The following is a 25,565-nucleotide window of genomic DNA, read 5'->3' on the forward strand; positions in this document are numbered from 1 at the left end:
TGTTTTTGAAAGTTTTATATTCATCTTTCCTCTAAGCAAAAGCTCAATGGTTATATGGCCTTCTTACTCTTTGAAGCCCCTTGTTTTTTTCTCCACATATTTTCCATTTGTTCAAGAGTTCTACCTTTTGTTTCAGGGATAAATTTCCATACAAATAAAGCAGAAAGTACACTCATTAAACCGTAAAAACCATATGTTAATCCTCCGCTATATTCCATCATCACAGGATATGTAGAGGAAATAAAATAGTTAGCCGCCCACTGAGCAGCTACGGCAATAGCTACAGCACGACCTCTAATTTTATTAGGAAAAATCTCTGAAATGAGCACCCAACAAATTGGTCCCCATGACATCATAAAGGAAGCTGTATAAATAATGATAAATACAAGCGTCCCTATACCAATGATGTTTGAAAAAGCCATGCTTGCTACACCGAACATTCCAATGGTCATTCCGATAGACCCTGTTATTAATAAAGGTTTTCTTCCTAAACGATCGACCGTCAAAATTGCAATTACTGTAAAAATAACGTTTACTAATCCCATAATAATGGTTTGCAGCATAGAAGAACCTTTAGCTGCTCCCATGCTTTCAAAAATACGTGGAGCATAATATAGAGCTACATTGATTCCTACAAACTGTTGAAATACAGAAAGCAGTATACCTACAACGATAACTAATTTTCCATATGCCAATAATTTTTCAGACGAAACATTGGTAGAAATTGTTTGTTTAATATCGTCTAAAATTGATTTCGCCTCTGAAGATCCATTAATTTTAGTTAGTATGGCTAAAGCTTTTTGATCTTGATTCTGTGTAGCTAAGTAGCGAGGCGTTTCAGGAACTAAAAACAAGAGTGCTGCAAAGAGTAAAGCTGGAATAGCTCCTGAAGCAAACATGTATCTCCACCCTACATCATTAATCCATTCTAAGGTTTCCCCATTTGCAATACCCCAGTTCACGAAGTAAACGACTAACATTCCAAAAATAATCATAAATTGATTGAACGATACCAATCTGCCGCGAATATCTGCCGGTGCAATTTCTCCTATATAGATTGGACAAATGGCTGATGCTAAGCCAACACCAATCCCACCTATAATGCGGTAGAAGTTAAAAGCTAGTAACAAAGAGAGTGTCGGTTCCCCTTTTGTAAAAAATAAAAACTCAGGATAAGAAGCACCTAACGCTGAGACTATAAAAAGAATAGCTGCTAGTATAAGTGATTGTTTGCGTCCTAGTTTTGTGGCAAAATAACCAGAGATCAATCCTCCAATAATACACCCTATTAAAGCACTTGATACAGTAACACCATGTGCTAAAGATCCTAACCCTAAGCTGTCAATAAGATACACCTTTAATGATTCTTCAGCTCCAGATATTACAGCTGTATCATATCCAAACAGTAACCCTCCGATAGCGGCAACTAAAGTAATAGAAAAAATATATAATGAGTTTCGATTTTGTTTCATGCGTTGTTAAAAGCAGTTAAGAGTCACAGTAGAAGTTCCATTTCTAACTGAGTTCCCACTTATTTGAATGCGTTTTCAAATCCTTGGAACACAAAAGAAATTTTCTTCGTCCATTCTACTAACTGCTCTTATCCTCCCCTCTAATGTACGTATTTTTCTATTGAATCAAATCTTACTACAGCATTTTCTATACTTCCTTTTGTGTCAGGTATATCGATATACAACCATAATCAATTGATACCAGCTACTTTCATATGAAGCTCCTTTTTAAAGTAAGGTTGCATGTTTTGCAACCTATTACTTCCTTTTAAATTCGCCTAGCTTTTTACTTAAGTCGTTTGTTTGAAGGTAGACTTCTTTATATAATTCATAAAGCTGTTTATAGACTTGTACATGTTCTGCGTTAGGATAATATGTTTTTGAAGACGTAATAAATACGTTTGCACACTCTTCCAATGAGTTATACCAGCCACAGCCATAAGCTGCTAGCATGGCTGCTCCTAACGCCGGGCCTTGTTCAGTAGATAACTTTACAATTTTTGCATTAAAAACGTCTGCTTGAATTTGAAGCCAATGATCATTTTTTGCTCCTCCGCCAATTGATACAATAGACGTAATTTCCTTTCCGTTTTCTCGAAAGATTTCAATTGATTCATTTAATGAAAACGTAATACCTTCAATAACCGCTCGCGTAAAGTCGCTCTTTTTATGAGAAGCGTCCATTCCTATAAAACTTCCGCGAATCGTAGCATCTGCATGCGGTGTACGTTCCCCAACTAAGTAAGGGGTAAATAAAAGGCCGTTTGAGCCAATTGGTACATTTTTTAGGTCAGCCAACAATTCTTCAAACGTGTCTTTTTCTGCGAAATTCTCCTTAAACCAGCTTAAACTGTGACCCGCAGATAGCGTAACGCCCATCGTATAAAAGGCATTTTCTTTTCCATGATTAAAATAATGGACTCTTCCATTAAAGTCTCTATCGTTTCGTTCCTCATAAGAAAGAACAACCCCCGATGTCCCAATGCTACACAGTGTTTCTCCTGGCGATAAAATGCCGGCGCCAATTGCTCCGCAAGCATTATCAGCTCCACCTGCAAATACTTTTGTTGAAGTAGCTAATCCCGTTTTTTGAGAGAACGATTCACTAATATTGCCTATGCATTCACTAGATTCGACTAGTGGCGGACAAAGGTTAATATTGACTCCTACTAATTGGCAAAGCTCACCATCCCATTTTTTCTTGCTGATGTTTAATAATAATGTACCGGCAGCATCTGAATATTCACTATGAATAAAGCCAGTCATCTTAAAACGCAAATAGTCTTTGGGCAACATAAATACAGCTGTTTTTTCAAATATCTCCGGTTCATACTCTTTTACCCACAATAACTTAGGAAGAGTAAATCCTTCTAAAGCCTGGTTTTTTGTTATTTCTAAAAGACGTTTTTCTCCAATCACTTTATAGAGATGATGACATTGTTCTGTTGTTCTTGTGTCATTCCACAAAATGGCATTACGTAATAGGTTATAGTTTTCATCCAACAGCACAAGGCCATGCATCTGTCCAGAATAACTAATTCCTTCTATATCTTCGGGTTTTATATTAGCGTTAGCAATTAATTCATTTAAAGCACTAGCCGTCTGCTGAACCCATTCTTCTGGATTCTGTTCGCTATACCCTGTTTTTTCATGAAGGAGAGGATAATTTTTAGAAACCACAGCGCAAATCTCGCCTTTTGTATCAACTAAAACCGTTTTTACGGCGCTTGTTCCTAGATCAATTCCAATTACATATTTCATCTTGATACCTCCGTGTTTATAAACGAGAGTAGAAATTGTTTCTACTCTCGTTTGTCCTTTAAACTTCCAAAATATATTGATTTAAAATAGCCTTTAATCGTTCTTGTCTTCCTGATTTATTCACAATATTCGGATTTTTAAACGCGTACTGCTCCAGTGTATGGAAGTTAGCTTTTCCTTCCACAATCTCAAGCCCAATTCCCTCTTTAAAACTGCTGTAGCGCTCGTTGATAACATTTTCGAAAACACGATCTTCTACTAATTTATGCGCTACTTTCAATCCTCGAGCAAACGCATCCATTCCTGCTACATGAGCATAAAGTAAATCGTCTTGTTCAAAAGAACCTCTGCGTACTTTGGCATCAAAGTTTAATCCTCCGCTGCCCAGCCCTCCATTTTGCAGGATTTCATACATTGCTAGCGTTGTAGAATATAAATCCGTTGGGAATTCATCTGTATCCCAGCCTAAAAGAGGGTCACCTTGGTTTGCATCCACTGATCCTAATAAGCCTTGTACTCTAGCTACTCGTAATTCGTGTTCAAATGTATGCCCAGCTAACGTTGCATGGTTAGCTTCTAGATTAAGTTTGAAGTATTTATCTAATCCGTATTGTCTTAAAAATGAAATAGTTGTTGCTGCATCGGTATCATACTGATGTGTCGTAGGCTCTTTAGGTTTAGGTTCAATTAAAAACTGTCCCGTATATCCAATTTCGGTTGCGTAATCTACAGCCATATACATAAATCTGGCTAAGTTATCTAACTCTAACTGTAAATTTGTGTTAAGCAGTGTTTCATATCCCTCACGGCCGCCCCAGAATACATAATTTTCCGCACCTAGTTCTTTTGCTGTTTCAAGCCCCTTTTTTACTTGAGCCGCCGCATAAGCAAATACATCTGCATTACAAGAAGTAGCTGCACCATGAACGAACCGGGGATTTGTAAACATATTCGCTGTGTTCCATAATAACTTTACGTTACTTGTTTGCATGTATTCTTTGATCATAGTGACGATAACATCAAGATTTTTATTTGTTTCTTGCAACGTACTGCCCTCAGGAGCAACGTCTCGATCATGAAATGCGAAGAATGGAACATTTAATGTTTCAAAAAGTTGAAAAGCTGCCTCAACTCTCGCTTTTGCTAAATCCATTCCATCATATCTATCCCAAGATCTTTGCATAGTAGCTGCACCAAAAGGATCCGTCCCATCTGCTGTAAACGTGTGCCAGTAAGCAACAGAAAAACGCAGCTGATCTTTCATCGTTTTACCGCCTACTACTTCGTCAGGGTTATAGTATTTAAAAGCTAAAGGATTTTTAGAATCTTTACCTTCGTATAAAACTTTGTTTGCGCTTTCAAAATAATTAATTTTATTAGTACTAGTTTGGACCATTTGTCATTTCCCCCTTTGATTTAAGTGAACAAGTTTATCCAATAACTATCTTAATTCGGTTAGTTTGTTTATCCAATAAACTAACTTTATTTCATCATATACAAAATAAATGTTTATTTCAATGTTTTTTTTAGAAAATTTAGTTATAATATTAGGTAAGATACTTTTAAATATCTAATTAAAGCTTCATAAAACGCCAACTTAGTTCGATAGATAAACAAAGGAGTGGTTATTATTCAAATTGCAGATCAAGCTTTAGTAAAAAAAATGAATCAAAAATTAATATTAGATGAAATTTTAAAGAACTCCCCTATCTCCAGGGCAACTCTCTCGGAGATTACAGGATTAAACAAGTCTACTGTCTCCTCTCAAGTAAATACACTGCTTGAAAAAGATTTTATTTTTGAAATTGGGGCAGGGCAATCCAGAGGCGGCAGAAGACCTGTAATGCTTGTTTTTAATAAGAATGCAGGCTACTCGATCGGTATCGATATAGGAGTCGACTATCTTAACGGAATTCTAACCGACTTAGAAGGAAATATTATTCTTGAGAAGACTTCTGACTTGTCTAGTTCTTCCGCTAGTGAAGTAAAAGAGATTTTATTTGCACTTATTCATGGTTTTGTAACCCATATGCCTGAGTCCCCTTATGGTCTAGTGGGAATAGGAATTTGTGTTCCAGGTCTTGTAGATCGTCATCAGCAAATTATTTTTATGCCTAACTTAAATTGGAATATCAAAGATTTGCAGTTTTTAATTGAAAGTGAGTTTAATGTTCCGGTTTTTGTTGAAAATGAAGCTAATGCAGGAGCATACGGTGAAAAAGTATTTGGTATAACAAAAAACTATGAAAACATCGTTTACATCAGTATTAATGTCGGAATTGGAACTGGACTTGTTATTAACAACGAATTGTATAAAGGTGTTCAGGGTTTTTCTGGGGAAATGGGTCATATGACGATAGATTTTAATGGCCCCAAATGTAGCTGTGGAAATCGAGGCTGTTGGGAATTATATGCTTCTGAAAAAGCGTTACTGGCTTCGCTCTCTAAAGAAGAAAAGAATATTTCTCGAAAAGAGATTGTGGAACGCGCAAATAAAAATGATGTAGAAATGTTAAATGCACTTCAAAACTTTGGCTTTTATATCGGAATTGGATTAACTAATATTCTTAATACATTTGATGTAGAAGCTGTTATCTTGAGAAATCATATAATTGAATCTCATCCCATTGTTTTAAATACGATTAAAAACGAAGTTTCTTCTAGAGTCCATTCTCATTTAGACAATAAATGTGAATTATTGCCTTCTTCGTTAGGAAAAAATGCACCTGCGTTAGGAGCGGTTTCTATCGTTATTGATTCTTTTTTAAGTGTTACCCCTATAAGTTAGTTAAGTGAACGCAAAGGTTAGCAAACTATATCACGTTTGATCTTAAGAATGAAGCAGCTATTTTCGATTAATTGATTTTCTATAAAAGGGAAAGAATTACCCTCTTCTAATAAGAGTGTTATGTCTGTCTCCACCACCTTTTTCATCCCATGCAGCCAGTCACCTATCATAACGGCAACTGGCTGTTTATATGTTATTGGCAACCTGCTTTTTTCTAAATTACGGAGAGTCTTGCCTTTTAGGTTAGTTTACCTGCTTTTCAAATTATGAAGCATGTCTTGTCAGAGTAGTTATGACTTCCTTATATTCCTCTAACTCTTTGGTCTGTGCGAGAGTATTGATTTTCTCTAGCGATAAAAGAGAGCTCTGAATAATAAATGTGCGAGGCTCCGTATCATTTTGCAGTAATTCATCAGATATAAACGTCACAAATTCCAGACCCTTCTTTTGTTCCTCTTCATTTATTAGTTTATTTTCAATCACCCGTTTTAACTTCGCGGTTACGCGCGTAAGCTCAGTCGAAAAATGACTTTCTGTTTTCTCATTAAATACCGCAGAGTAAACGGAAGGATTAAATAACTGTTCTTTTTGTTCTGCTACTTCGATTACGATTTCCTCTATACGCTTCATACAATAACGGACAATTTGTTCAATAGGCAATGGATAGTTTAGTGCTTTATTCATTTTAAATATATTGTTAAGCATTCCTTCTAGCAGCACAGCTCCATCAAATAAATAAGGAGAAGTCTTAGAGGGGAAAATCTCCTGAAAGCGTTCATATATCCAGTTGAATGTTGCTGCTTTTAACTCCTCTATATATTGAAATGTTTTGACCTCATTTAAAACGAGTGTACTTTCAATCATTTCAGGAATTTTGTTTTGCTCTGCAAAGCTCAGCATAAAAATTATCTGCTCTTCAAATAGCTTCTGATTATCTCCTTTATATTTAATGGCTACTTTTTCTCTTTGTAGAATAAGTGATTCTTGCAAAGACGAAAGTAATGAGAGAAGCAGTTCGCTTTTAGATGAAAAATATTTATAAAATGTTCCTTTTGAAATACCGCTTCTTTCTAATATATCTTGTACCGAAGTGTCTACGTATCCTTTTTCCATAAAAAGCTGGTGCGTATGCCCTAAAATATCGAGCTGTTTTTGATTCATTGCTGCTACTCCTCTGTTTACAATTTACTTTTTATTTAGTATAACTTATCTGCCTTTTCTTACGTGAACTTTATCCTTTTTCCTTGATAAATAAATAAAAATAATTATATACTATTAGTACACTTTTATACACTAAGTATAAAAGCGTACTAATAGTATAGGTAATTCAACAAAGTAATTATTGATCTAGCAAGTGACAACTACTAAGCGCTATGTAGCTAGTAGATTCCAAATTTATACCTATTCTGAAGGAGGAATAAGATCATATGAACAAAGAAGTCATTCCCGTTACAGAAATTCCAAAATTCCAATCACGTGCAGAAGAGTTTTTCCCTATCCAATGGTATAAAGAAATGCTGAACAACCACCCTGTTTATTTTCATGAAGAAACAAACACCTGGAATGTATTCCAATACGACCATGTTAAACAAGTCTTGAGCAACTACGAATTTTTTTCAAGCGATGGACAAAGAACCACTATTTTTGTTGGAGATAATAGTAAGAAAAAAAGCACATCTCCAATTACCAATCTTACAAACTTAGATCCTCCTGACCACCGGAAAGCGCGATCTTTGCTTGCTGCAGCCTTTACTCCTCGCAGTTTAAAGAACTGGGAACCGCGAATCAAACAAATTGCAGCAGAGCTTGTAGAAGCGATACAAAAGAATTTAACTATTGATATTGTTGACGATTTATCTTCTCCTTTTCCTAGTTTAGTTATAGCAGATCTATTTGGCGTACCGGTAAAAGACCGATATCAGTTCAAAAAATGGGTAGATATTCTGTTTCAGCCTTATGACCAAGAAAGATTAGAAAAGATTGAACAAGAAAAGCAACGTGCAGGAGCTGAATATTTTCAATACCTCTACCCGATTGTCATTGAAAAGCGCTCCAACCTTTCTGATGATATTATCTCAGACTTAATTCAAGCCGAAGTTGATGGTGAAACATTCACAGATGAAGAAATTGTACACGCTACCATGCTGCTTTTAGGTGCAGGCGTTGAAACCACAAGTCACGCTATTGCAAATATGTTTTATTCTTTTTTATATGACGACGAGTCGTTATACAGCGAGCTGAGAAACAATAGAGAATTAGCTCCAAAAGCAGTAGAAGAAATGCTTCGATATCGGTTTCACATCTCCAGACGAGATCGGACGGTTAAACAAGATAACGATTTATTAGGCGTTAAGCTAAAAAAAGGAGATGTGGTTATTGCGTGGATGAGTGCATGTAATATGGATGAAAATATGTTTAAAACCCCTTTTTCTGTAGATATTCACCGTCCAACTAATAAAAAGCACTTAACATTCGGAAACGGACCTCATTTTTGTTTAGGCGCCCCTCTTGCTAGACTTGAAATGACAATCATATTAGAAGCATTTTTAGAGGCCTTTTCTCACATCGAACCATTTGAAGATTTTGAATTAGAGTCGCATTTAACAGCTTCAGCTACGGGGCAATCTTTAACATATTTGCCGATGACGGTGTACAGATAAAGTCTATGTGCATGCCAAAGTAGAGAAACGTGAAAGAGGTTTATCTTCTCTCATGTTTCTCTTTTCTTTTATTATCTCGTTTAATTATTTATGTACCAAGTTTAGGAGGCCTTTAATATGATTTAAAGCTGACAGTATCGAAATTTAAGTGACGATGAGCCGGTTAACGAAATATCAGCTATTGTCTTCTCTGCCTTAATACATCTTCTATAAAATACTGATACAAATAATTAATAAGAGCAGTCGCAATCGAGATCACAAAAAGTTGAAAACGCGTCATGTTTACCATTTTGTATACCTTCAGTTTTTCTGCCAGACTGGTCAAAGGATAAGCAAATAGATAGTCAAATAGAACGTTAATCAGCAAATATTTTTTGAAATTCCCATAGGTCAACTTGAATACCCAAAAATTAGCTATAAAAAACGGTCCAAATATAAAAGAAATATCGCTTGAAAGTTTAGGGAAAAGAGGTTTCCTCACTTTCCACCATGTAAAGCTTTTAGATAACTCACTGATAAAAGCAATAACTAATGAACTAAATGTCAAAACAGGTAGGTATCTTTTAAAGACAAATTTATCAACTTTTACTGTAGACAGCCAAGGCAATAAAAGTACTGCCAAAAGCGTTAACTTTCCTTTCATTATGTACCCAACTTCTGCCGTTACGAAAATGTAAGCTAAATCATATTCTTTTTAGTTTGTGTAATAGGCTCTTTTTTATGTGTTTATTACACTGCGTTAATTCTTTTATTCGCCTTTTATTACAAGATTTTTTGCTTTCAGGAAATTATTGATTCTCATATTCTGCATGTGCATGGAGAAAATACGGAGGTGAATGTTTAAAAGGAGGAAATAAAGATGACTACAGTACGTGAAGTTATGACTAAAGATGTGAAAGCTTGTGCACCGCACGACCCAGTAACAGCAGCTGCAAAATTAATGCGTGATATTAATTGTGGTTCTGTGCCGGTGTGTCAAGAAAATCGAGTAATGGGAATGATCACAGACCGTGATATCGTATTAAACTGCGTGGCGGATGGAAAAGATTGCAACACTGTGCATTGCCATGATTGTATGACCAAAGATGTAATTACGTGTTCTCCGGATACGGATATTCACGAGTGTGCACGTATGATGGCTGACCATCAAATTCGCCGCATTATTGTAGTGGAGAATAATAATATGGTTGGAATCTGTGCAATCGGCGACCTTGCGACGGTTAACGTATATGTTGATGAAGCCGGTGCAGCATTAAGCGAAATTTCTAATCAAGTTCATTAAAACTTTTCAGCATATAAATCCTTAATGCTTGTACAAAATAACCCTGTCTGCAAGGAGGTGCTAACATGCCAAATTTAAACGATAACAAATTTAAAAAGATTCAGTCTGAGAGTCAAAAGCAAGGAAAGTCTCAAGAAGAATATGCAGCTGAGCTTGACGCTAATCGTGCAAAAAGCCAAAAGAAAAAGTAACAATAAAAAAGGATTACAATTGGCAGAGGCTCGTTTGTAATCCTTTTTATCATCCCGTTTTGTTACAGGCTGCGATCAGTTATAAATGTATAGTGAGTATATGCTTCATACTTTTCACCGGGCTTTAATACACAAGAAGGAAAATGCTTATGATGAATAGCGTCCGGTAAACCTTGTGTTTCTAGGCAAACACCGAGGTATTTCTCTGAGTGAACTCCTCTAATTTCGAATTCTTCGTCTAGATGATTTCCCGTATAGAGAACAACTGAAGGCTGATCCGTTTTGACTTCTATTTTGCGGCCGCTTGCAGGATCAAATAATGACATCTGATTTTTAGCTTCTGCTTCTAAAAGAAATGGATGATCGTACCCTTTACCCACTAATATGTTTTGCGGATGTGTGGATTCCACACCTTCCTTGAGACTATGTCCTTCTCTAAAATCAAATGGGGTACCTGTGACATTTAGCGTTTCTCCAGTAGGTAAAAGATCATCATTCAACTCTAAGAATTCGTTACTTTTCAGCTTCAAAACATGATCCAAGACCGTTTCTTTTAGATTTCCGCTTAAATTGAAATACGTATGATTTGTTAAATTGATAAGAGTGTCTTGATCTGTTGTTCCTTCATAAGAAATATGGAACTCATTTTTATTCGTTAATGTATACGTAACTTTCACTTCAAGGTTGCCGGGATACCCTTCTTCTCCGTCTTTACTTACATATGTAAATTCAACACCTACATGGTCACTTGCTTCAATTATTTTGGCATTCCATATCTTATGGCTGAATCCTTCTTTTCCGCCATGCAAATGGTTGTTTCCTTCATTTTTCTCTAGACGATAGGTTTCATTATTAAGCTCAAACGATGCTCCACCTATACGCCCTGCTACGCGTCCGACCACAGCTCCGAAATAAGGAGAATACTTTTGGTATTCTTCTATTGAATCAAATCCCAATACAACACTTTCAATCTTCCCTTCAGAATCCGGCATTTCAATATTTGATATCACACATCCATAGTCAAGGCAGGTGATTTTAAGCCCTTCATCATTTAATAAGGTATAAGCATGTACAGCTTGATTGTTTAGTTCGCCAAATTTCTCTGAGTTCACTTTCACTTTTAATCAGTCCAATCCTCTTTTTATTCGTAAATTGCTTAACGGACCCTACATGTTATAAACATCGGATATGTTGTTATAGTTCCCTCTGCAATACTTCCTGAATCTTCATTATTCTCATTTTATTGTAATCGTGTACATTTCTTAATTCAAGCTTGAATGATAAAGGCTGGCCACTGTGTGTCATTGCTATTTCTTTAGTATTCCTAAGTATTCTTCCCAAGGTCCTACATCTTCTCTATATCGTTCTGCCATTACTCGAACAATTTGCGCAATATGGGTTAAATCATGAGCAACCCAAGTCGAGAGCAACTCTCTGACTTTTACTTCCCCAAACGCCGGGTGTTCTCCTCTCACTTCAAGGTGCTTTTCATGCTTAACTAGCAGCTTTAGTTGATGTAAATTCTGTATTCTTATTTTTTTGAATTCAAGAAGCTTCTCTTCAATAGAACTAGCAGATTCCTTGTTTAAATGGGCATAGCGGTCAAACGGAGGAAAAGCTCCCTCTTTTCCTTTTTGAAGGATAAATTCTAGCCTTGGTATCCAATTGTTTTTTTCTGCTTCTATTAAATGTTCTATGACTTCGGAGGTATTCCACGTTCCTTCTCCTTCATTGCATTGCAGCCACCCTGCAGATAGACCAGACAAAAGTTTTTCAAGTGTTTGTGGCGTATGCTCAAGTATTTCAATCGCTTCTTTTAAATTAAAATTCATATCAATTCCCCTTTCTCAACGTAATGATGCTGAGCTATCAGTTATGTAAATCCTTTAGAGATTATAGTCAATTTTACCATAATTCGCTTCTATTAAAGGAGCCAACTATTTTTCTAATTCCTTTTATGATGACTAAAACAAAACAAGAACACACGTTTGGTTTTTCTCTAGAAATATGATAAAATATATATAGACTAAAACGCAGTGAGTATCAGTCTGAATAGGCACTGCTCATTCGTAAAATAGATTGCTAGCAACTTTTTCATCTTGAGCTTTTCGTGTGAATTGGAGTGAGACAACAGTGAGTAAAAATCAAAAGCGATGGACAAAAGAAGAAGATAGATTTCTTATCCAACACTATGGTGCTATGACGCTTCAAGAGATGGGTAAGCATTTACATAGAAGCAAGGAATCGGTTAATAAACGACTTACTCGATTAAATCTTCGTGCTTCGGATACAGCTTTACGTAAAAAATGGACGCTTGAACAAGATGCTTTTTTGCAGGAGAACATTGATATCATGAATAACCGTGAAATGGCACATTCCTTAGGCAGAAGTCCTTCTTCTATTGCTACGCGCATAAAAGTTTTGGGACTAACACGAAAAACGGCGATGCGAAGATGGACGCTGCAAGAAGACGAATATTTGCTAAGGTATTACGGGGTAAAACCTCTTTCACACATATCAGCTAAATTACAGCGAAGTGTGCAAGCGCTAGAATCGAGGTTGAACCGTTTAGAAGTGTATGGAGCCAAAGCACACGTAGGACATATTACAGCGTGTGAACTAGCAGCCTGCCTTGAAGTAGATGTTCATACAATTTACAAGTGGATTCATAAAGAGAATCTACCGTACAAAATGATCATTGCCAAGACCAGAACATTTATGGGAATTGACATTCAATCTTTTTGGAAGTGGGCTGAACAAAATAAATCGTGCCTTAACTTTTTTAAAATACCTAAAAATACGCTTATTCCAGAACCAGCGTGGGTGAATGAACAAAGAAAACTAGACTATGTAAAGCGCCCTAAATACGAGCATAAAAAGTGGACAGCAGAAGAAGATGCCAGATTGTGGCGTATGTTTTATCAGGAAAAGCGCAATCAGCGAGAAATTGGGCAGCTGCTCGGGCGTTCGAAAAATAGCGTGCAGCGACGCTTAGAGCGTTTACGTAAAAAGAAACTAGTTAGTTAAACGATAAAAAGCTTGGAATAAGCTATGCTTACTCCAAGCTTTTTTATTGATATGACTTTTTGTTAAGCTTTAACTGCTTTTTCCCAATCTGCTGAAAATTTTTCCATTCCTTGGTCAGTTAACGGATGTTTTGCTAATTGCTCAATAACAGCGTATGGAATTGTGGCAATATGAGCTCCTGCAAGTGCTACACGCGTTACATGATCCGGATGTCTTACAGATGCCGCAATAATTTGAGAGTCGATGTTTTGAACGCGGAATAACTCAGCAATTTTAGATACCAGCTGTACTCCGTCTTCTGAAATATCATCAAGACGTCCTAAAAATGGAGAAACATACGTCGCTCCAGCACGAGCTGCTAAAAGCGCTTGGTTTACTGTAAAGATAAGGGTTACATTTGTTTTTACGCCTTTTTTTGCAAGGTAACGTGTCGCTTCCAAGCCAGCTAATGTCATAGGCAGCTTAATCGTAATGTTTTTATCTCCGTCGTTAATTTTAATCAGTTCTTCAGCTTGAGCAATCATGTCTTCAGCAGAAAGTGCGTCAGGCGTTACTTCAGCAGAAACGGATTCAACTTCCGGTACCATTTGAAGAATTTCTTCGATACGGTCTTCAAATCTTACGCCTTCTTTTGCTACTAAAGATGGATTTGTTGTCACACCAGCTAGAACACCTACTTTGTATGCTTTCTTAATATCCTCAAGGTTTGCTGTATCAATAAAAAATTTCATCTCACTATTCCTCCTTATTGTTATACATCAATCTGCATTTCCATGTACGCGAACTATAGCTTAGCCAATTTGCTGCAGGGCATATAGATTTTCTATAGAAGCGTTTTCAATCTCTTTTGCAGTTAATACCTTTAATTTTTCTAAAAATTGTATAGCGTCCACTCGGTCTTCAATGTCTTCTTCTGTACGAATATTCTCCGTTTTAATCTGATGGATACATTCGTTGATGACTTCTTTGTACGCATTCGTTTGGATAAACCATTCTGCTAACAGCGTTTTTGTTGCTTCTCTTTCTTCTTCACTTTTAACTGCAAACAAACTCTCTGTTTCCGTTTCACTCAGCATAAGGCTGCTAAAATCGTGATTCATACAAAGCCAAAAATAACCTTTTTGGCTATCGTAATACTTTCCTTCTCTTAAAAGAAAATACTTGATTCCAAATTTAATTTTATGAGATTGGTTCTCTGAACTCGGCATATGAATTTCTTTTATTTCTACGCTTTCTGATACATCCAGATATGTTTCTAAACCGTACTTTGTATTCACTACTTTTGCATCCAATATGTCCATCCTCATTCTCCTTTTCTCAAGTTCTATTTATTTTTATAAAAAAACAGAGGCCTGATTTTATGTAATAACGAATCCAGTTTTTGTGGATGTTTTTCTTAACCAACCGACATGTTTCACTGTTTACGCTTTCATTATATATCAGATTATTCGAAAAATCACCAAAAACAATCAAATTCATTCAAAAAAAGTCATAAAATCGTAAAAAATAGTCAAAAAAGGTCATCATTCATTAAAAATAGATGTACTTTTATGTTAATTGCGTGCTTCAATGTATCTTAAGGGAATTACCTCTTCAAAAAAACCGGCTTTTATTACATACCCTCTCTGCAAAAATATACCCACTCATTTCACCGTTTTTTCACTTTAACATGCTATCCTGTAGTATAATTTTGTTTCACATGCTAATTCCCAATAATTTTTGCCGTTTAAGATTATTCGTTTTTATTAGTGGGAAAGTTACATAAATACAACACGTTATAGGGGGACTTTAACATGGATAAAAGAATTGAAACATTAAAAGAAAAGCTGCCTGATAATCATAAGGAGGTTGCTGTTCTGACCTCTCATATTTTTGATGCGCTTGATAAATTAACAACTGAGCATCGTAGATACGTTGATATTTCGGCAGCAGCCAAAATAAAGCCTAACCCGGATGAAGAGAGAGCTTTTTTTGATACCATTTATCAAGTAAAAACACTCATTATGTCAGAGCTTGAAAAAACCGTTGAGGATATCGAGCATAAAGGTGATAAAAACTGGCATAAGAACTATAAAGATGGAATCGAGTAACGATTAAATAAGATGTTTAAAAGCCTGTGCTTTGTGAAGCACAGGCTTTTTTCTATAAGTCCCTCTACTGGCTTGATTTGGAGAGCTCTTGAAATTCAATCATTGAAGATTTAATACCGTTACTTTTTCACGAGTCATGGATTCAATACTTTTACGAATGCCTTGAGCACCCATACCGGATCCTTTTACGCCGATAAAAGGAAAATGATCAGGACCGCGTTCTGTACGGCCGTTGATTTGAACGGAGCCGACTTCAATTTTGTTTGCAATTGAGAAGGCTTTATTAATATCTTTTGTAAAAACACTTGCTTGTAAGCCAAATTCTGATTCGTTTGCTATATCAACGGCTTCTTGATCAGAAGCGACGCGGATAATTGGTAACACAGGACCGAATGGTTCTTCCCATGCCACGCGCATAGTATCATTCACGTCATCTAAAAGCGTAGGATAGATAAGGTTTCCTTCACGCTTGTTTCCAGTCACAACTGTTGCACCTTTTCCTAGTGCATCTGCAATTAAAATCTGAATAAAGTCCGCTGCTTTGCTATCAATTAATGGAACGATCGTACATCCATCTTCAGGAGAACCGACTGATAGTTTATGTACTTCTTCTTTTAAAATATTTACGAGCTCGTTTGCCACTTTTTCATGCACAAGTACACGTTTAATAGCTGTACAGCGCTGACCGGAATAAGAAAATGCTCCGCTTATAATATGTTTTGCTGCTTCTTGTAAATCTGCATCTTCACATACAATACCCGGGTCTTTTCCTCCAAGTTCTAGTACAAGAGGAATCATGCCTGCCTTTTTAGCTAATTGAGTACCCGTGTTTGTTCCTCCGGTAAATGAAATCATGTTAATGCCTTTATGTTCAACTAAATAATCCCCAATAACAGATCCGCGGCCCGTTACGACGTTTACAAGACCTTGTGGAATACCTGCTTGATGAAGAGCTTCAATCATCTTAATACCGCTGATCGCTCCTTGCGTTGCGGGTTTGAAGATAACTGCATTTCCTGAAATAAGCGCAGGCGCCAGTTTAGCAGCTGCTAAATTTACCGGATAATTAAAAGGAGGAATTGCGAGTACAACCCCTAAAGGCACGCGTTCAACAATGGCAACTTTAGACTTAGAACCGCCAGGAAAACTATCTCCCTTCATGCTTTCTCCGTTCATATGAAGGGCTTCTTCAACTGTATAGCGAATGAAATCTGCTGTGCGCACTACTTCATTCCTGGCATCTTTTAAGCTTTTTCCAACTTCCTTCATAATAATTTCGGCAATTTCACTCTGCATTTTTACCAGCTCATCCGCCCAGTTGTATAAATATTTGGCACGTTCTTGCAGAGAAATTTCTGCCCACCCTTTCTGAGCTTTTTGCGCGGCATGTACTGCTTCATCGACCTCTTCTTTTGTGATAGCCTGCACTTTTCCAATCACGTCATGACGGTATGGAGAAACAATGTCGATTGTCTGCCCTGATTTGCTTTCTTTCCACTCACCGTTAAGATAAAAAGAATAAGTTGATACATTTAAAACCGTTGTTGTCATAAAAAGTCCCCCTTAATAAAAGTGAAATTATTATCAAAATTTTCAGTCTTTTTCACGAATGAAAACTCTGTGAATATCTGAGCAAAAAGAATTCTAGATGCATCCATTTCTATAACTTTTTATATCGCTTGTAACTTCCTTAAACTTGTTGCCTTTAAAGCAGCAGCTTTTCTCTTTTCGACTCAAAACCAAAGCATCATATAATTTAATGAATATTTTGTATTTTTAATATATATAAATTTCTTTCATTCGTACAATACAAAAAAGTTATCTCAACGATTAATAATTTTAATGATTTATATCCCCCATACGAAAAAAATTTATGGCTTCCTACTTTTTTAGGGAAAATGGGATAAGCTCCCTTGATTATATTTATTTTGAGGGAGATATTGAGGAGATGCACTACTCTTTTTGTTCTATGTGTTGAGAAAATAAAATAAGGGTATATAATAAATATAGGAAAATGAAGATAAAAGTAGAATATATATTCTAAAGGGAGGGATTTATTGTGATTGTTACTTTAGGTTTTGCGGCATCAATTATTGCTTTGTTTATGCTTTTTACTAACCGGGCGTCCAATATCCCGGAAGAAATAATCCATGAAACAACAAATGTTAATAAAGATGAGCAGTATATGTATTATATATAAAGCGTCTTAACAGACGCTTTTTTGTTGCGCTTTTTACAAAGTCTATAGCGGTTAGAAACAGCCCTCACCTATCATTTATCTTTATTTGTCAGTGCCTGATAGCCATAAATAGTTAAGCAGAAACTAATAAACGAAAAAAAGATATGTTTTGGCTTAAAGTTGACTAACTTAAATAAGTTCAATTTTTGATACAAGTAACTTAGCGGAAAAGCAAATAGTGAATCCATAAGTAAATTAACGAAAAAAAATCTTTTAAAGCTGCCAAACGTAAAATGAAAGATCCACAGTGTCCCTACCAAAAAGGGTCCAAAAATAAAACTACTATCGTTTAAAATTTTTCCTTTCCACCCTCCTTTTACACTCCACCACTTGTAAGGAATAGCTAATGAGCACATTCCAATTACTAAAGATGAGGCAAAAAGAGAAGCGGGAAAATAGGTTCTCATTGATTTTTTGGCATAAAAACAAGGGAAATCCACGGAAGAAACAATTGAAGAATTCTGATGACATTGGGCATATTAGTAAATTCTCCTTTCTTATGTTAACATGCCTAAATGTAATCGGATTATGCCTATATCCAAAAAACAGGATAAGCTCTGTTGGTCTGTGAGTTATTTACAACCGGGGAACAATCACAATTAAGATAGAGCACAGCTTCCAGCAAAACGTTTAAGAGCTAATTCTTTTTAAATGAAAATATCTGAATTCAAAATACGACAGACTTCGACACTATCTATTTGTTACTATATTTTTTAGGTTCTATTTTTAGATTGGAACCATTTTTACATAAATAATTCAACAATTTAAGCCTTTAAAATGACGTGGCAAGTGGAGGAAACTTAATGTGTTTCAAATGTAGACTACTGCTGATAAAGATAGAATTTATACGAAAAATGATGATGATGATTGCTCTAGAAGAAGGGTTTACAAGTAGTAATACGATTAAAATCAGTCAGGATCTAGATGTATTGTTAAATCGGTTTGAAGCTACTTGTTAAAAAATGTTCGTTGATAACAGAAAAAGGATCTTTCGATAAGATCCTTTTTTGCTGTTGGTAGACAATTATTTGTTTCAAAAAAAATGAAAGCTAATGTTATTTAGTAGTACATCTTGATCGCTCGTGCATACTCTATTCAATCATTCTGTGCTTCAAAAAAGTCCCACATCATTTTTGAAGCATTAGGACCTTTTGAATCAGTATCTGATCCATTGTCATTTCCTCCTGACCATGCATGCCCCATATCCTCTACCATAATTTTTTTCATCCAGATTTTATTTTCTGCATCTATGTAGTCAGACATTATGTAGCTATAATGATTTCCGTTGTCTTGTGACGTATAAAAAGCAGCATTTTCATGTAAGTTTATACCGAAATTCTTATAGGTATAAATCCACTGCTGAATTAATGTAGACGCATTAATTGGATTGACTGTTGTATCTGATTGACCATGAAACGTAATGATGGGAACAGGCCGTGCATAAGGTCCCATTTTTTTATAAGCTTCATCACCGTCAAGTTCAGGATTTAAAGAGCCGTATAGCATGACTTCTCCCGCTGTGATGAGGTCTACAGCATACGCATTACTGCCTGCTGAATGAATGCCTACCGCTTTAAATACATCGGGATAAGCAATAGCCATCACATTTGCCATAAAGCCTCCAGCTGACATGCCAGCAAGGTATATATTAGTAGAATCAATCGCATATTTAGCGGTTATGTGATCAATCATATCTTTTATTATGTCTGGCTCTCCATTACCGCGAAACTGGTTATACTCATAAAACCAATTCCAGCACCCGTTGGAATTAGCAAAGTAATTCATTTGAGGATAGAGAACAATAAAGCCTTTTTCTTCCGCTAGCTTATTCATCTCCGTACCTGCAGCAAAATCATCTGCATCTTGTTGACATCCATGAAGCATAACGATTAATGGTACTTTACTTAATCCAGTATATGTACTTGGAACATACACCTTGTAGGTAAAATAATCATCATAATTATACTCTTTCCAAATAGGTTGAAAGAACACGCTCTGTAATTCTATTAAAAACGTAGAAGCAGTTAAAACTGGATTTGTAAAAAAGGAACATAAAGTATTCACGGAGTTTACCCTCTCTCTATTTCTGATGTATATACTCTTTATTTCGTTATATCACAAAATAATCCTTTTATTATGTATCTCATCTTTCTTATATGTCTTCCATTATTTTTTTCTTCACTCTTTAGTGGTGCAAATTCATAGAGTAAGTTACGCTCTGCGCTGGATAACAACTTTAGTTAATTTTATTAAACTTAATATAACGACTATCCAATCGGGAAAATTTTAAAGGGAGTGTTCAAAATGCCGAAAGTAAAGCCTGGTTTTAAACATTACTGGAATGAGATCATTCAAGCCCTTATTACCACCAAATAATAGACAAAAATCCTACTACAGAAAAAAGTTGTGCAGCACGGATAGGTTAGTAAGGCTAGCCCTTTACCATAGCGATAAAACAGTGGGTCTTATCGAAGAAGGCACGCGTGAGTTTAGCTTAAAAGAACCTATCTTTCCATATTCTGAACCGACTACAAAATAATTGTCTTTTAAGAGAATAAAAAAAGGCTGGCTATAGAAAGCCAGTCCTTTTTGTGTTATCGAACGCTTATTGGTTTAAACAAAATTAAAAACTTACATTATTTGGCGGGATGCTGTCGTCTTTGTCATCTGTTTTCAACTCGGACTCTATGTATGAATCTTTAGAGGATTCTCCCATACGCCAATAAACAATAAAGCTGATGGCGATACATCCTGCTACATAGAAAAAGAAAAGTGATTCATGGCCGATACTTTTCAGCCATAGGGCGATAAATTCTGCAGTGCCTCCAAATATGGCAACTGTAAGTCCATACGGTAACCCAACACCAAGAGCTCGAATTTCTGTTGGGAAAAGCTCAGCTTTTACAATAGCGTTAATCGATGTATAACCTGTTACAATGATAAGTCCAATTGTCATTAATAAAAAAGCCATGACTGGGTTATGTGCTTGTTTCATAAAAAGAAAAAGCGGTACTGTCAGTAATGTTCCTAAAATACCAAAGCTCATTAACAGAGGTCTGCGTCCAATTTTATCAGATAGCATACCTGCTATTGGCTGAATAACAACAAATACAAGCAGCGCACAGAAGTTAATCCAGCTTACGACTCCTTTATCTAGCCCTACACTGTTTACCATAAATTTTTGCAAATACGTCGTATACGTATAAAAAGCGACTGTTCCTCCTAGTGTTAAGCCAATAACGGTCAACACTGCTTTAGGATGCTTCATAAGTGCTTTAATAGTTCCTGCATTTTCACGGCTTTCAGAGTCCATTTTAGAAAATTGCTCTGACTCATCCATTGTACGGCGCAGCCATAAAACGCTTAGCGCTCCGATTGCTCCAATTACAAAAGGAATACGCCAGCCCCATGAAATCATATCTGCTTCACTAAGAACGTTTTGCAGAATAATTTGAACACCTAATGCCACCAGCTGACCAGCAACAAGCGTCACATACTGAAAGCTTGAATAAAATCCTCTTCTCCCGCTGCTTGCCATTTCAGAAAGATAAGTTGCAGACGTTCCGTATTCTCCTCCTAAGGAGATTCCTTGCAACAAACGAGCGAGTACTAGAATAATTGGAGATAATAACCCTATCGTGCCATAGCTAGGAGTACAAGCGATAATAAAAGAACCGCTCGCCATAATTGTAATAGATAAGGTAAGCGCAGCCCGACGACCATATCGATCCGCATAGCGCCCCATTAATAAACTACCGATTGGACGCATCAAGAAACCGACAGCAAAGATTGCAGCTGTATTAAGCAGCTGACTTGTTGAATCACCTTCCGGGAAGAATTGCGATGAAAAATAGACGGCAAAAGCAGAGTAAACATACCAATCGTACCATTCAATTAAATTTCCGATAGATCCTTTAAAAATATTACTTGTAACACGCCTGTTATTTGCAGCTTCACTGGTATGAGCCATGATTAATCCCTCTTTTCTTTGAGTGTTTAATGTCGGTTCTCCTGTAACATAAAGTAGCAAGTATTTTACCAGTAGATGATTTTAAGCAGCTAACTTGTATTGCTTTCTATAAAACCTGTTCAACCAATTACTTATATAATGAGAGCGCTTAAAAAAGGTTGGATAATTCGTTTCAATATCATCTATAGATAACAAAATAAGCGGTTTTAAAAGCGGCTGCTGTCTATTACATATGTAGTGTTAATCCTCCCTTCTATTTATATATTGTACTATTGATTTATTAGAAAATATAATATTTTCTAATTATTTATACAAAAATTTTACAAAGTTCGGTTTTCTAATTTATATGACAAACTAAGGGAACTAAAAAAGCGAAACGCTCATGTCGGAGTGCGTTTCGCTCAAGGGAACTACATTTCAACTATCTTTTGTGATGTCTGCTAAACCTATGCGAATTACTTTTGATAAGTCACTTAACGTTAACTGTATTTGGTGACCTACACGTCCACCTGAAAAGTAAATCGTTTCGCAGTTTTCTGCTGTAGAGTCAATGAAGGTTGTGAACTGCTTTTTCATTCCGATAGGAGAACACCCGCCGTGAACATATCCTGTAAGGGGCAACAGCTCTCTTTGAGGAATCATTTCTAAGGACTTTTCACCAGCTGCTTTTGCCGCTTTCTTTAGGTCAAGCTCCTTTTCAACGGGTACCATGAAGACGTAATGTTCTTTTGATTTCCCTACGGTCACCAGTGTCTTGAAGACTTTAGCAAGATCCTCTCCGAGCGAAGTAGCTACCTGTACCCCACTCAGATTTTTAGTTTCGTAAGAATAATAATTGTACTCAATTTTTTTCTGATCTAAAATTCGCATGACATTCGTTTTATCTGCTTTTTTACCCATAATTATCACCGATACTATCATAACACGTTTTGTTTTCATATCTCCATATATTAGGATAGGTAGGTTAGTAAGGATTATTCATATCTTTTATATAAAAATGAATCTAATATGCTGAATAATGACTTTTCTCAACCCATTGAACCCGCTTTTTTCACAGAAAAAAAGCCACTAGAGGTACTAGTGACTTTTTCATTTTTATTTATTCAATTATGCTGCTGCATTACTACGTTGCTTTCTATATCTCTACAGCTTCTCAAATTAATTATAAAGATGACATTTTACTTTATGCTGGCTGTCAATCACTGTATCTTCAGGTGTTTCTTTCATGCAGCGGTCAAATGCGAACGGGCATCTTTTATGAAACGCACAGCCTGAAGGCGGATTAAGAGGAGAAGGAATTTCACCTTTAACCTCAATTTTTTCGCGTTTTTCATGTTCGTGAATTGCCGGGACAGATGATAAAAGAAGTTTTGTGTAAGGATGACGAGGATTTGAAAAAATCTCATCTGTTGGCCCTTCTTCTACTAATCTTCCTAAATACATCACACCAACGCGGTCTGCAATATGTCTTACGACGCTTAAATCGTGGGAGATAAAAAGATATGAAAGCTTCATTTCTCTTTGCAAACTGCGCAGCAGGTTTAAGATTTGTGCTTGAATGGATACGTCCAGCGCTGAAACCGGCTCATCACAAATGATAAGCTTGGGGTTTAAAATCAATGAACGCGCAATGCCTATGCGCTGGCGCTGACCGCCTGAAAATTCGTGCGGATAGCGGTTGTAATCTTCTTCGTTAAATCCGAGCTTTTTTAATAACTCAATGACAAGCTGCTTTCGTTCGCTTTTTGCGCCTACATTATGAATTGTTAATGTTTCTTGAATGGAAGCACCAATCTTTTTCCTTGGATTAAGGGAAGTATGCGGATCTTGGAAAATCATTTGTAAATCTTTACGAATTGTTCGTAAGCGTGATGCTTTAGATTCGAAAATACTTTCTCCATTAAACTGTGCTTCTCCGCCTGTTGGTTCTACTAATTTTAAAAGCGTGCGCCCCGCTGTACTTTTCCCGCAGCCAGATTCACCTACTAATCCATACGTTTCGCCTTCATAAATATCAAAGGATAAATCTTGAACCGCTTTGATTTGGCCTTTTGCTTTCCCCAAAGCAGAACGAACCGGGTAATATTTTTGCAGGTTGCGAACTTCAAGCAAGGGCTTGGCGCTTTGCTGCTTTGCTTCATTAGACATACGCAACCTCTCCTTCTTGAATTTTTTCATAGTGCCAGCATCGAACGCGATGTGTATCATCGGCATGCTCTAAAACAGGTACTTCTTTATGGCATTTTTCCGTTGCAAATGGGCATCTTGGTGCAAAACGACAGCCGTCTGGCACATTTGAAAGCGGCGGAACCGTTCCTGGAATGGACGAAAGCTCTTGTGTTCTGTCGCCATCTAAGTGAGGAACCGACTTAATTAAGCCCATTGTATAAGGATGAAGCGGCTTTGAAAACAGCGTTTTAACGTCCGTTTCTTCCATCACTTGTCCTAGATACATCACGGCTACTTTTGTACAAATATTAGCCACAACGCCTAAATCATGGGTGATGAACAGCACGCCCATGTTGAGCTTGTCTTTTAAATTCATCATAAGATCAAGGATTTGCGCTTGAATGGTTACGTCTAAAGCCGTTGTTGGCTCGTCGGCAATCAGAAGCTTTGGCTCACAGGCTAAAGCCATTGCAATCATAATTCTCTGCCTCATTCCTCCAGAAATTTCATGCGGATACTCTTTTGCCCGCTGTTCTGGAGAAGAAATGCCAGTCAGTCTCAAAAGCTCTACAACTTTCTTTTGCGCTTCTTTTTTAGAGACTTTTTGATGCAGACGAATGACTTCAGCAATTTGTTTTCCAATGGGCATAACAGGATTTAAGGACGACATTGGATCTTGGAAAATCATTGAGATTTCGTTTCCTCTTAGCTTTTGAATTTGCTTTGAAGACATGTCTAATAAGTTTTTTCCTTCAAACAAAATCTTGCCATCGTAGCTTGTTAGGTCTTCATCTAATAGCTGAAGAATAGATTCGGATGTTACGCTTTTTCCAGATCCTGATTCACCGACAATCCCTAATACTTCTCCTTTATTTAATTGAAGAGATACATTGTCAACAGCCGTTACTTCTCCGCCATAGGTTGTAAAAGTTACTTGTAAGTCTTCTAATTTTAAAAGGGCGTTACTCAACGTTTTTTCCTCCTTTTCTTCAGCATTACGTTTTTCGGATTTAACCAGTCGCGCAGACCGTCACCAAATAAATTAAGGCCAAGTACAATTAAAATGATGAATACACCAGGAAACACGGTCATCCACCACGCGTTGTAAATCGCAAGCTTTCCGTCATACAGCATATTTCCTAAGCTTGGTGTCGGCGCAGGAATCCCAGCTCCTAAAAAGCTTAGCGAAGCCTCTGTTAAAATCGTCACGGCAAACACGTATGTTACTTGAACGATTAAAGGCGATAAGACGTTTGGCGCCATATGAAAACAAATGATTCGAAGTGAGCTTGCACCTTGAGCTTTTAATGCTTCAATAAAGGTTTTTTCTTTTACAACAAGTGCAGCTGAACGAACAATTCTCGCGATTGAAGGAATAAATACAAGGCTCAGTGCGATAATAACGTTGCTTGTTTTCGGTCCTAAAGCAGCCATGATGGCAATTGCTAGTAAAATAGATGGAAAAGCAAACAAGCCGTCACAAATTCTCATTAAAATATAATCAAGAATTTTATAATAAGAAGATAAAAGTCCAACGATTAAACCAAGTACAGTAGCAATAATCGTTACTGCGGCTCCAATCATTAATGATATTCTGACGCCGTACATTGTCCGGCTAAATACATCTCGTCCAAAGTTATCCGTTCCAAACCAGTGCGTGCTTGACGGCGGTGCTAATCGATTTGCAGGGTCGATTTGTAAGCTGCCAAAAGGAGAAATGAGCGGAGCAAAAACAGCAATCAAAATCGATAATAAAATAAGTATCGCTCCTCTTACTAACAAACGGTTTGAGAAAAAGCGCGCTACCGCTGGGTTTCTTTTTTTCTTTGCAGTTACTGAAATGGTCTCTGTATTTTGTTGTGCGTTCACATTCATCA

Annotated in this window: 24 protein-coding genes; 8 read left to right on the forward strand and 16 right to left on the reverse strand. The window is 36.7% G+C overall.

Features of this window, described 5'->3' with window-relative positions; genetic code table 11:
- Positions 1-50: 50 nt before the first annotated feature.
- The 3 genes from xylE to xylA form a co-directional block, all read right to left on the reverse strand.
- Positions 51-1,472, reverse strand: a complete 1,422-nt coding sequence (xylE, locus tag AC4NPH_RS05735) for a D-xylose transporter XylE (protein ID WP_098196391.1) — start codon at positions 1,470-1,472, stop codon at positions 51-53.
- 297 nt (positions 1,473-1,769) lie between these two features.
- Complete coding sequence (xylB, locus tag AC4NPH_RS05740; protein ID WP_098196390.1) at positions 1,770-3,272, reverse strand: xylulokinase; 1,503 nt, start codon at positions 3,270-3,272, stop codon at positions 1,770-1,772.
- Positions 3,273-3,330: 58 nt separating this feature from the next.
- Positions 3,331-4,668 carry a xylose isomerase gene (gene xylA, locus AC4NPH_RS05745; RefSeq protein ID WP_013056568.1) on the reverse strand — a complete coding sequence of 446 codons (1,338 nt, stop codon included), beginning with the start codon at positions 4,666-4,668 and terminating at the stop codon, positions 3,331-3,333.
- Between the two features lie 234 nt (positions 4,669-4,902).
- Between xylA and xylR the strand changes: the two genes are divergently transcribed.
- Entirely contained in the window at positions 4,903-6,060 is a 1,158-nt protein-coding gene (gene xylR / locus AC4NPH_RS05750; RefSeq protein ID WP_491938734.1) for a transcriptional repressor XylR, read from the forward strand.
- 264 nt (positions 6,061-6,324) lie between these two features.
- Here the strand turns inward: xylR and AC4NPH_RS05755 are convergent, their stop codons facing one another.
- A complete protein-coding gene (locus AC4NPH_RS05755; protein WP_013056566.1) occupies positions 6,325-7,221 on the reverse strand; it encodes a TetR/AcrR family transcriptional regulator in 897 nt (298 codons plus the stop codon).
- Positions 7,222-7,487: 266 nt separating this feature from the next.
- On the opposite strand from AC4NPH_RS05755, the gene AC4NPH_RS05760 reads away from it, so the two are divergent.
- Entirely contained in the window at positions 7,488-8,720 is a 1,233-nt protein-coding gene (locus AC4NPH_RS05760) for a cytochrome P450 (RefSeq protein ID WP_029321191.1), read from the forward strand.
- Positions 8,721-8,898: 178 nt separating this feature from the next.
- On the opposite strand, the gene AC4NPH_RS05765 is transcribed toward AC4NPH_RS05760, so the two are convergent.
- Positions 8,899-9,363: a hypothetical protein gene (locus AC4NPH_RS05765; protein WP_098196389.1), complete on the reverse strand. Its 465-nt coding sequence runs from the start codon at positions 9,361-9,363 to the stop codon at positions 8,899-8,901.
- Positions 9,364-9,579: 216 nt separating this feature from the next.
- Between AC4NPH_RS05765 and AC4NPH_RS05770 the strand changes: the two genes are divergently transcribed.
- A complete protein-coding gene (locus AC4NPH_RS05770) occupies positions 9,580-10,002 on the forward strand; it encodes a CBS domain-containing protein (RefSeq protein ID WP_013056563.1) in 423 nt (140 codons plus the stop codon).
- A 65-nt stretch (positions 10,003-10,067) separates the two neighbouring features.
- The gene (locus AC4NPH_RS05775; RefSeq protein WP_013056562.1) at positions 10,068-10,193 is read left to right on the forward strand and encodes a hypothetical protein; all 126 of its coding nucleotides are present in this window, start codon (positions 10,068-10,070) and stop codon (positions 10,191-10,193) included.
- 62 nt (positions 10,194-10,255) lie between these two features.
- On the opposite strand, the gene AC4NPH_RS05780 is transcribed toward AC4NPH_RS05775, so the two are convergent.
- Complete coding sequence (locus tag AC4NPH_RS05780; protein ID WP_013056561.1) at positions 10,256-11,311, reverse strand: aldose epimerase family protein; 1,056 nt, start codon at positions 11,309-11,311, stop codon at positions 10,256-10,258.
- Between the two features lie 189 nt (positions 11,312-11,500).
- Positions 11,501-12,025 carry a DinB family protein gene (locus AC4NPH_RS05785; protein ID WP_098196387.1) on the reverse strand — a complete coding sequence of 175 codons (525 nt, stop codon included), beginning with the start codon at positions 12,023-12,025 and terminating at the stop codon, positions 11,501-11,503.
- A gap of 301 nt (positions 12,026-12,326) precedes the next feature.
- Here AC4NPH_RS05785 and AC4NPH_RS05790 point away from each other — a divergent pair, with 301 nt between their 5' ends.
- Entirely contained in the window at positions 12,327-13,220 is an 894-nt protein-coding gene (locus AC4NPH_RS05790; RefSeq protein ID WP_098196386.1) for a sigma-70 RNA polymerase sigma factor region 4 domain-containing protein, read from the forward strand.
- A gap of 62 nt (positions 13,221-13,282) precedes the next feature.
- Here the strand turns inward: AC4NPH_RS05790 and fsa are convergent, their stop codons facing one another.
- Entirely contained in the window at positions 13,283-13,951 is a 669-nt protein-coding gene (gene fsa, locus AC4NPH_RS05795) for a fructose-6-phosphate aldolase (protein ID WP_098196385.1), read from the reverse strand.
- 60 nt (positions 13,952-14,011) lie between these two features.
- The gene (locus AC4NPH_RS05800; RefSeq protein ID WP_025749002.1) at positions 14,012-14,521 is read right to left on the reverse strand and encodes a hypothetical protein; all 510 of its coding nucleotides are present in this window, start codon (positions 14,519-14,521) and stop codon (positions 14,012-14,014) included.
- A 492-nt stretch (positions 14,522-15,013) separates the two neighbouring features.
- Between AC4NPH_RS05800 and AC4NPH_RS05805 the strand changes: the two genes are divergently transcribed.
- Positions 15,014-15,310: a hypothetical protein gene (locus tag AC4NPH_RS05805; protein WP_013056556.1), complete on the forward strand. Its 297-nt coding sequence runs from the start codon at positions 15,014-15,016 to the stop codon at positions 15,308-15,310.
- A 99-nt stretch (positions 15,311-15,409) separates the two neighbouring features.
- Here AC4NPH_RS05805 and AC4NPH_RS05810 read toward each other — a convergent pair whose 3' ends face one another.
- Positions 15,410-16,861, reverse strand: coding sequence for an NADP-dependent glyceraldehyde-3-phosphate dehydrogenase (locus tag AC4NPH_RS05810; RefSeq protein ID WP_055989435.1), 1,452 nt, complete (start codon positions 16,859-16,861; stop codon positions 15,410-15,412).
- Between the two features lie 508 nt (positions 16,862-17,369).
- Between AC4NPH_RS05810 and AC4NPH_RS05815 the strand changes: the two genes are divergently transcribed.
- A complete protein-coding gene (locus AC4NPH_RS05815; protein WP_491938649.1) occupies positions 17,370-17,510 on the forward strand; it encodes a hypothetical protein in 141 nt (46 codons plus the stop codon).
- A gap of 842 nt (positions 17,511-18,352) precedes the next feature.
- A complete protein-coding gene (locus tag AC4NPH_RS05820) occupies positions 18,353-18,508 on the forward strand; it encodes an aspartyl-phosphate phosphatase Spo0E family protein (RefSeq protein WP_016763750.1) in 156 nt (51 codons plus the stop codon).
- Between the two features lie 136 nt (positions 18,509-18,644).
- On the opposite strand, the gene AC4NPH_RS05825 is transcribed toward AC4NPH_RS05820, so the two are convergent.
- The 6 genes from AC4NPH_RS05825 to AC4NPH_RS05850 form a co-directional block, all read right to left on the reverse strand.
- Positions 18,645-19,613: an extracellular catalytic domain type 1 short-chain-length polyhydroxyalkanoate depolymerase gene (locus AC4NPH_RS05825; RefSeq protein ID WP_029321176.1), complete on the reverse strand. Its 969-nt coding sequence runs from the start codon at positions 19,611-19,613 to the stop codon at positions 18,645-18,647.
- A gap of 559 nt (positions 19,614-20,172) precedes the next feature.
- A complete protein-coding gene (locus AC4NPH_RS05830) occupies positions 20,173-21,519 on the reverse strand; it encodes an MFS transporter (protein ID WP_098314587.1) in 1,347 nt (448 codons plus the stop codon).
- A gap of 417 nt (positions 21,520-21,936) precedes the next feature.
- Positions 21,937-22,419 (reverse strand): Cys-tRNA(Pro) deacylase, encoded by a 483-nt coding sequence (gene ybaK / locus AC4NPH_RS05835; RefSeq protein WP_029321172.1) that lies wholly within the window; start codon positions 22,417-22,419, stop codon positions 21,937-21,939.
- A 258-nt stretch (positions 22,420-22,677) separates the two neighbouring features.
- Positions 22,678-23,667 carry an ABC transporter ATP-binding protein gene (locus tag AC4NPH_RS05840; protein WP_098314588.1) on the reverse strand — a complete coding sequence of 330 codons (990 nt, stop codon included), beginning with the start codon at positions 23,665-23,667 and terminating at the stop codon, positions 22,678-22,680.
- The gene (locus AC4NPH_RS05845; protein WP_057274828.1) at positions 23,660-24,658 is read right to left on the reverse strand and encodes an ABC transporter ATP-binding protein; all 999 of its coding nucleotides are present in this window, start codon (positions 24,656-24,658) and stop codon (positions 23,660-23,662) included. Before AC4NPH_RS05845 ends, AC4NPH_RS05840 begins: the two co-directional genes overlap by 8 nt.
- Complete coding sequence (locus tag AC4NPH_RS05850) at positions 24,655-25,563, reverse strand: ABC transporter permease (RefSeq protein ID WP_061859769.1); 909 nt, start codon at positions 25,561-25,563, stop codon at positions 24,655-24,657. The genes AC4NPH_RS05845 and AC4NPH_RS05850 overlap by 4 nt, the downstream gene beginning before the upstream one ends.
- Between the last annotated feature and the right edge of the window lie 2 nt (positions 25,564-25,565).

The organism is Priestia sp. MDV22-iso46 (genome assembly GCF_058629175.1).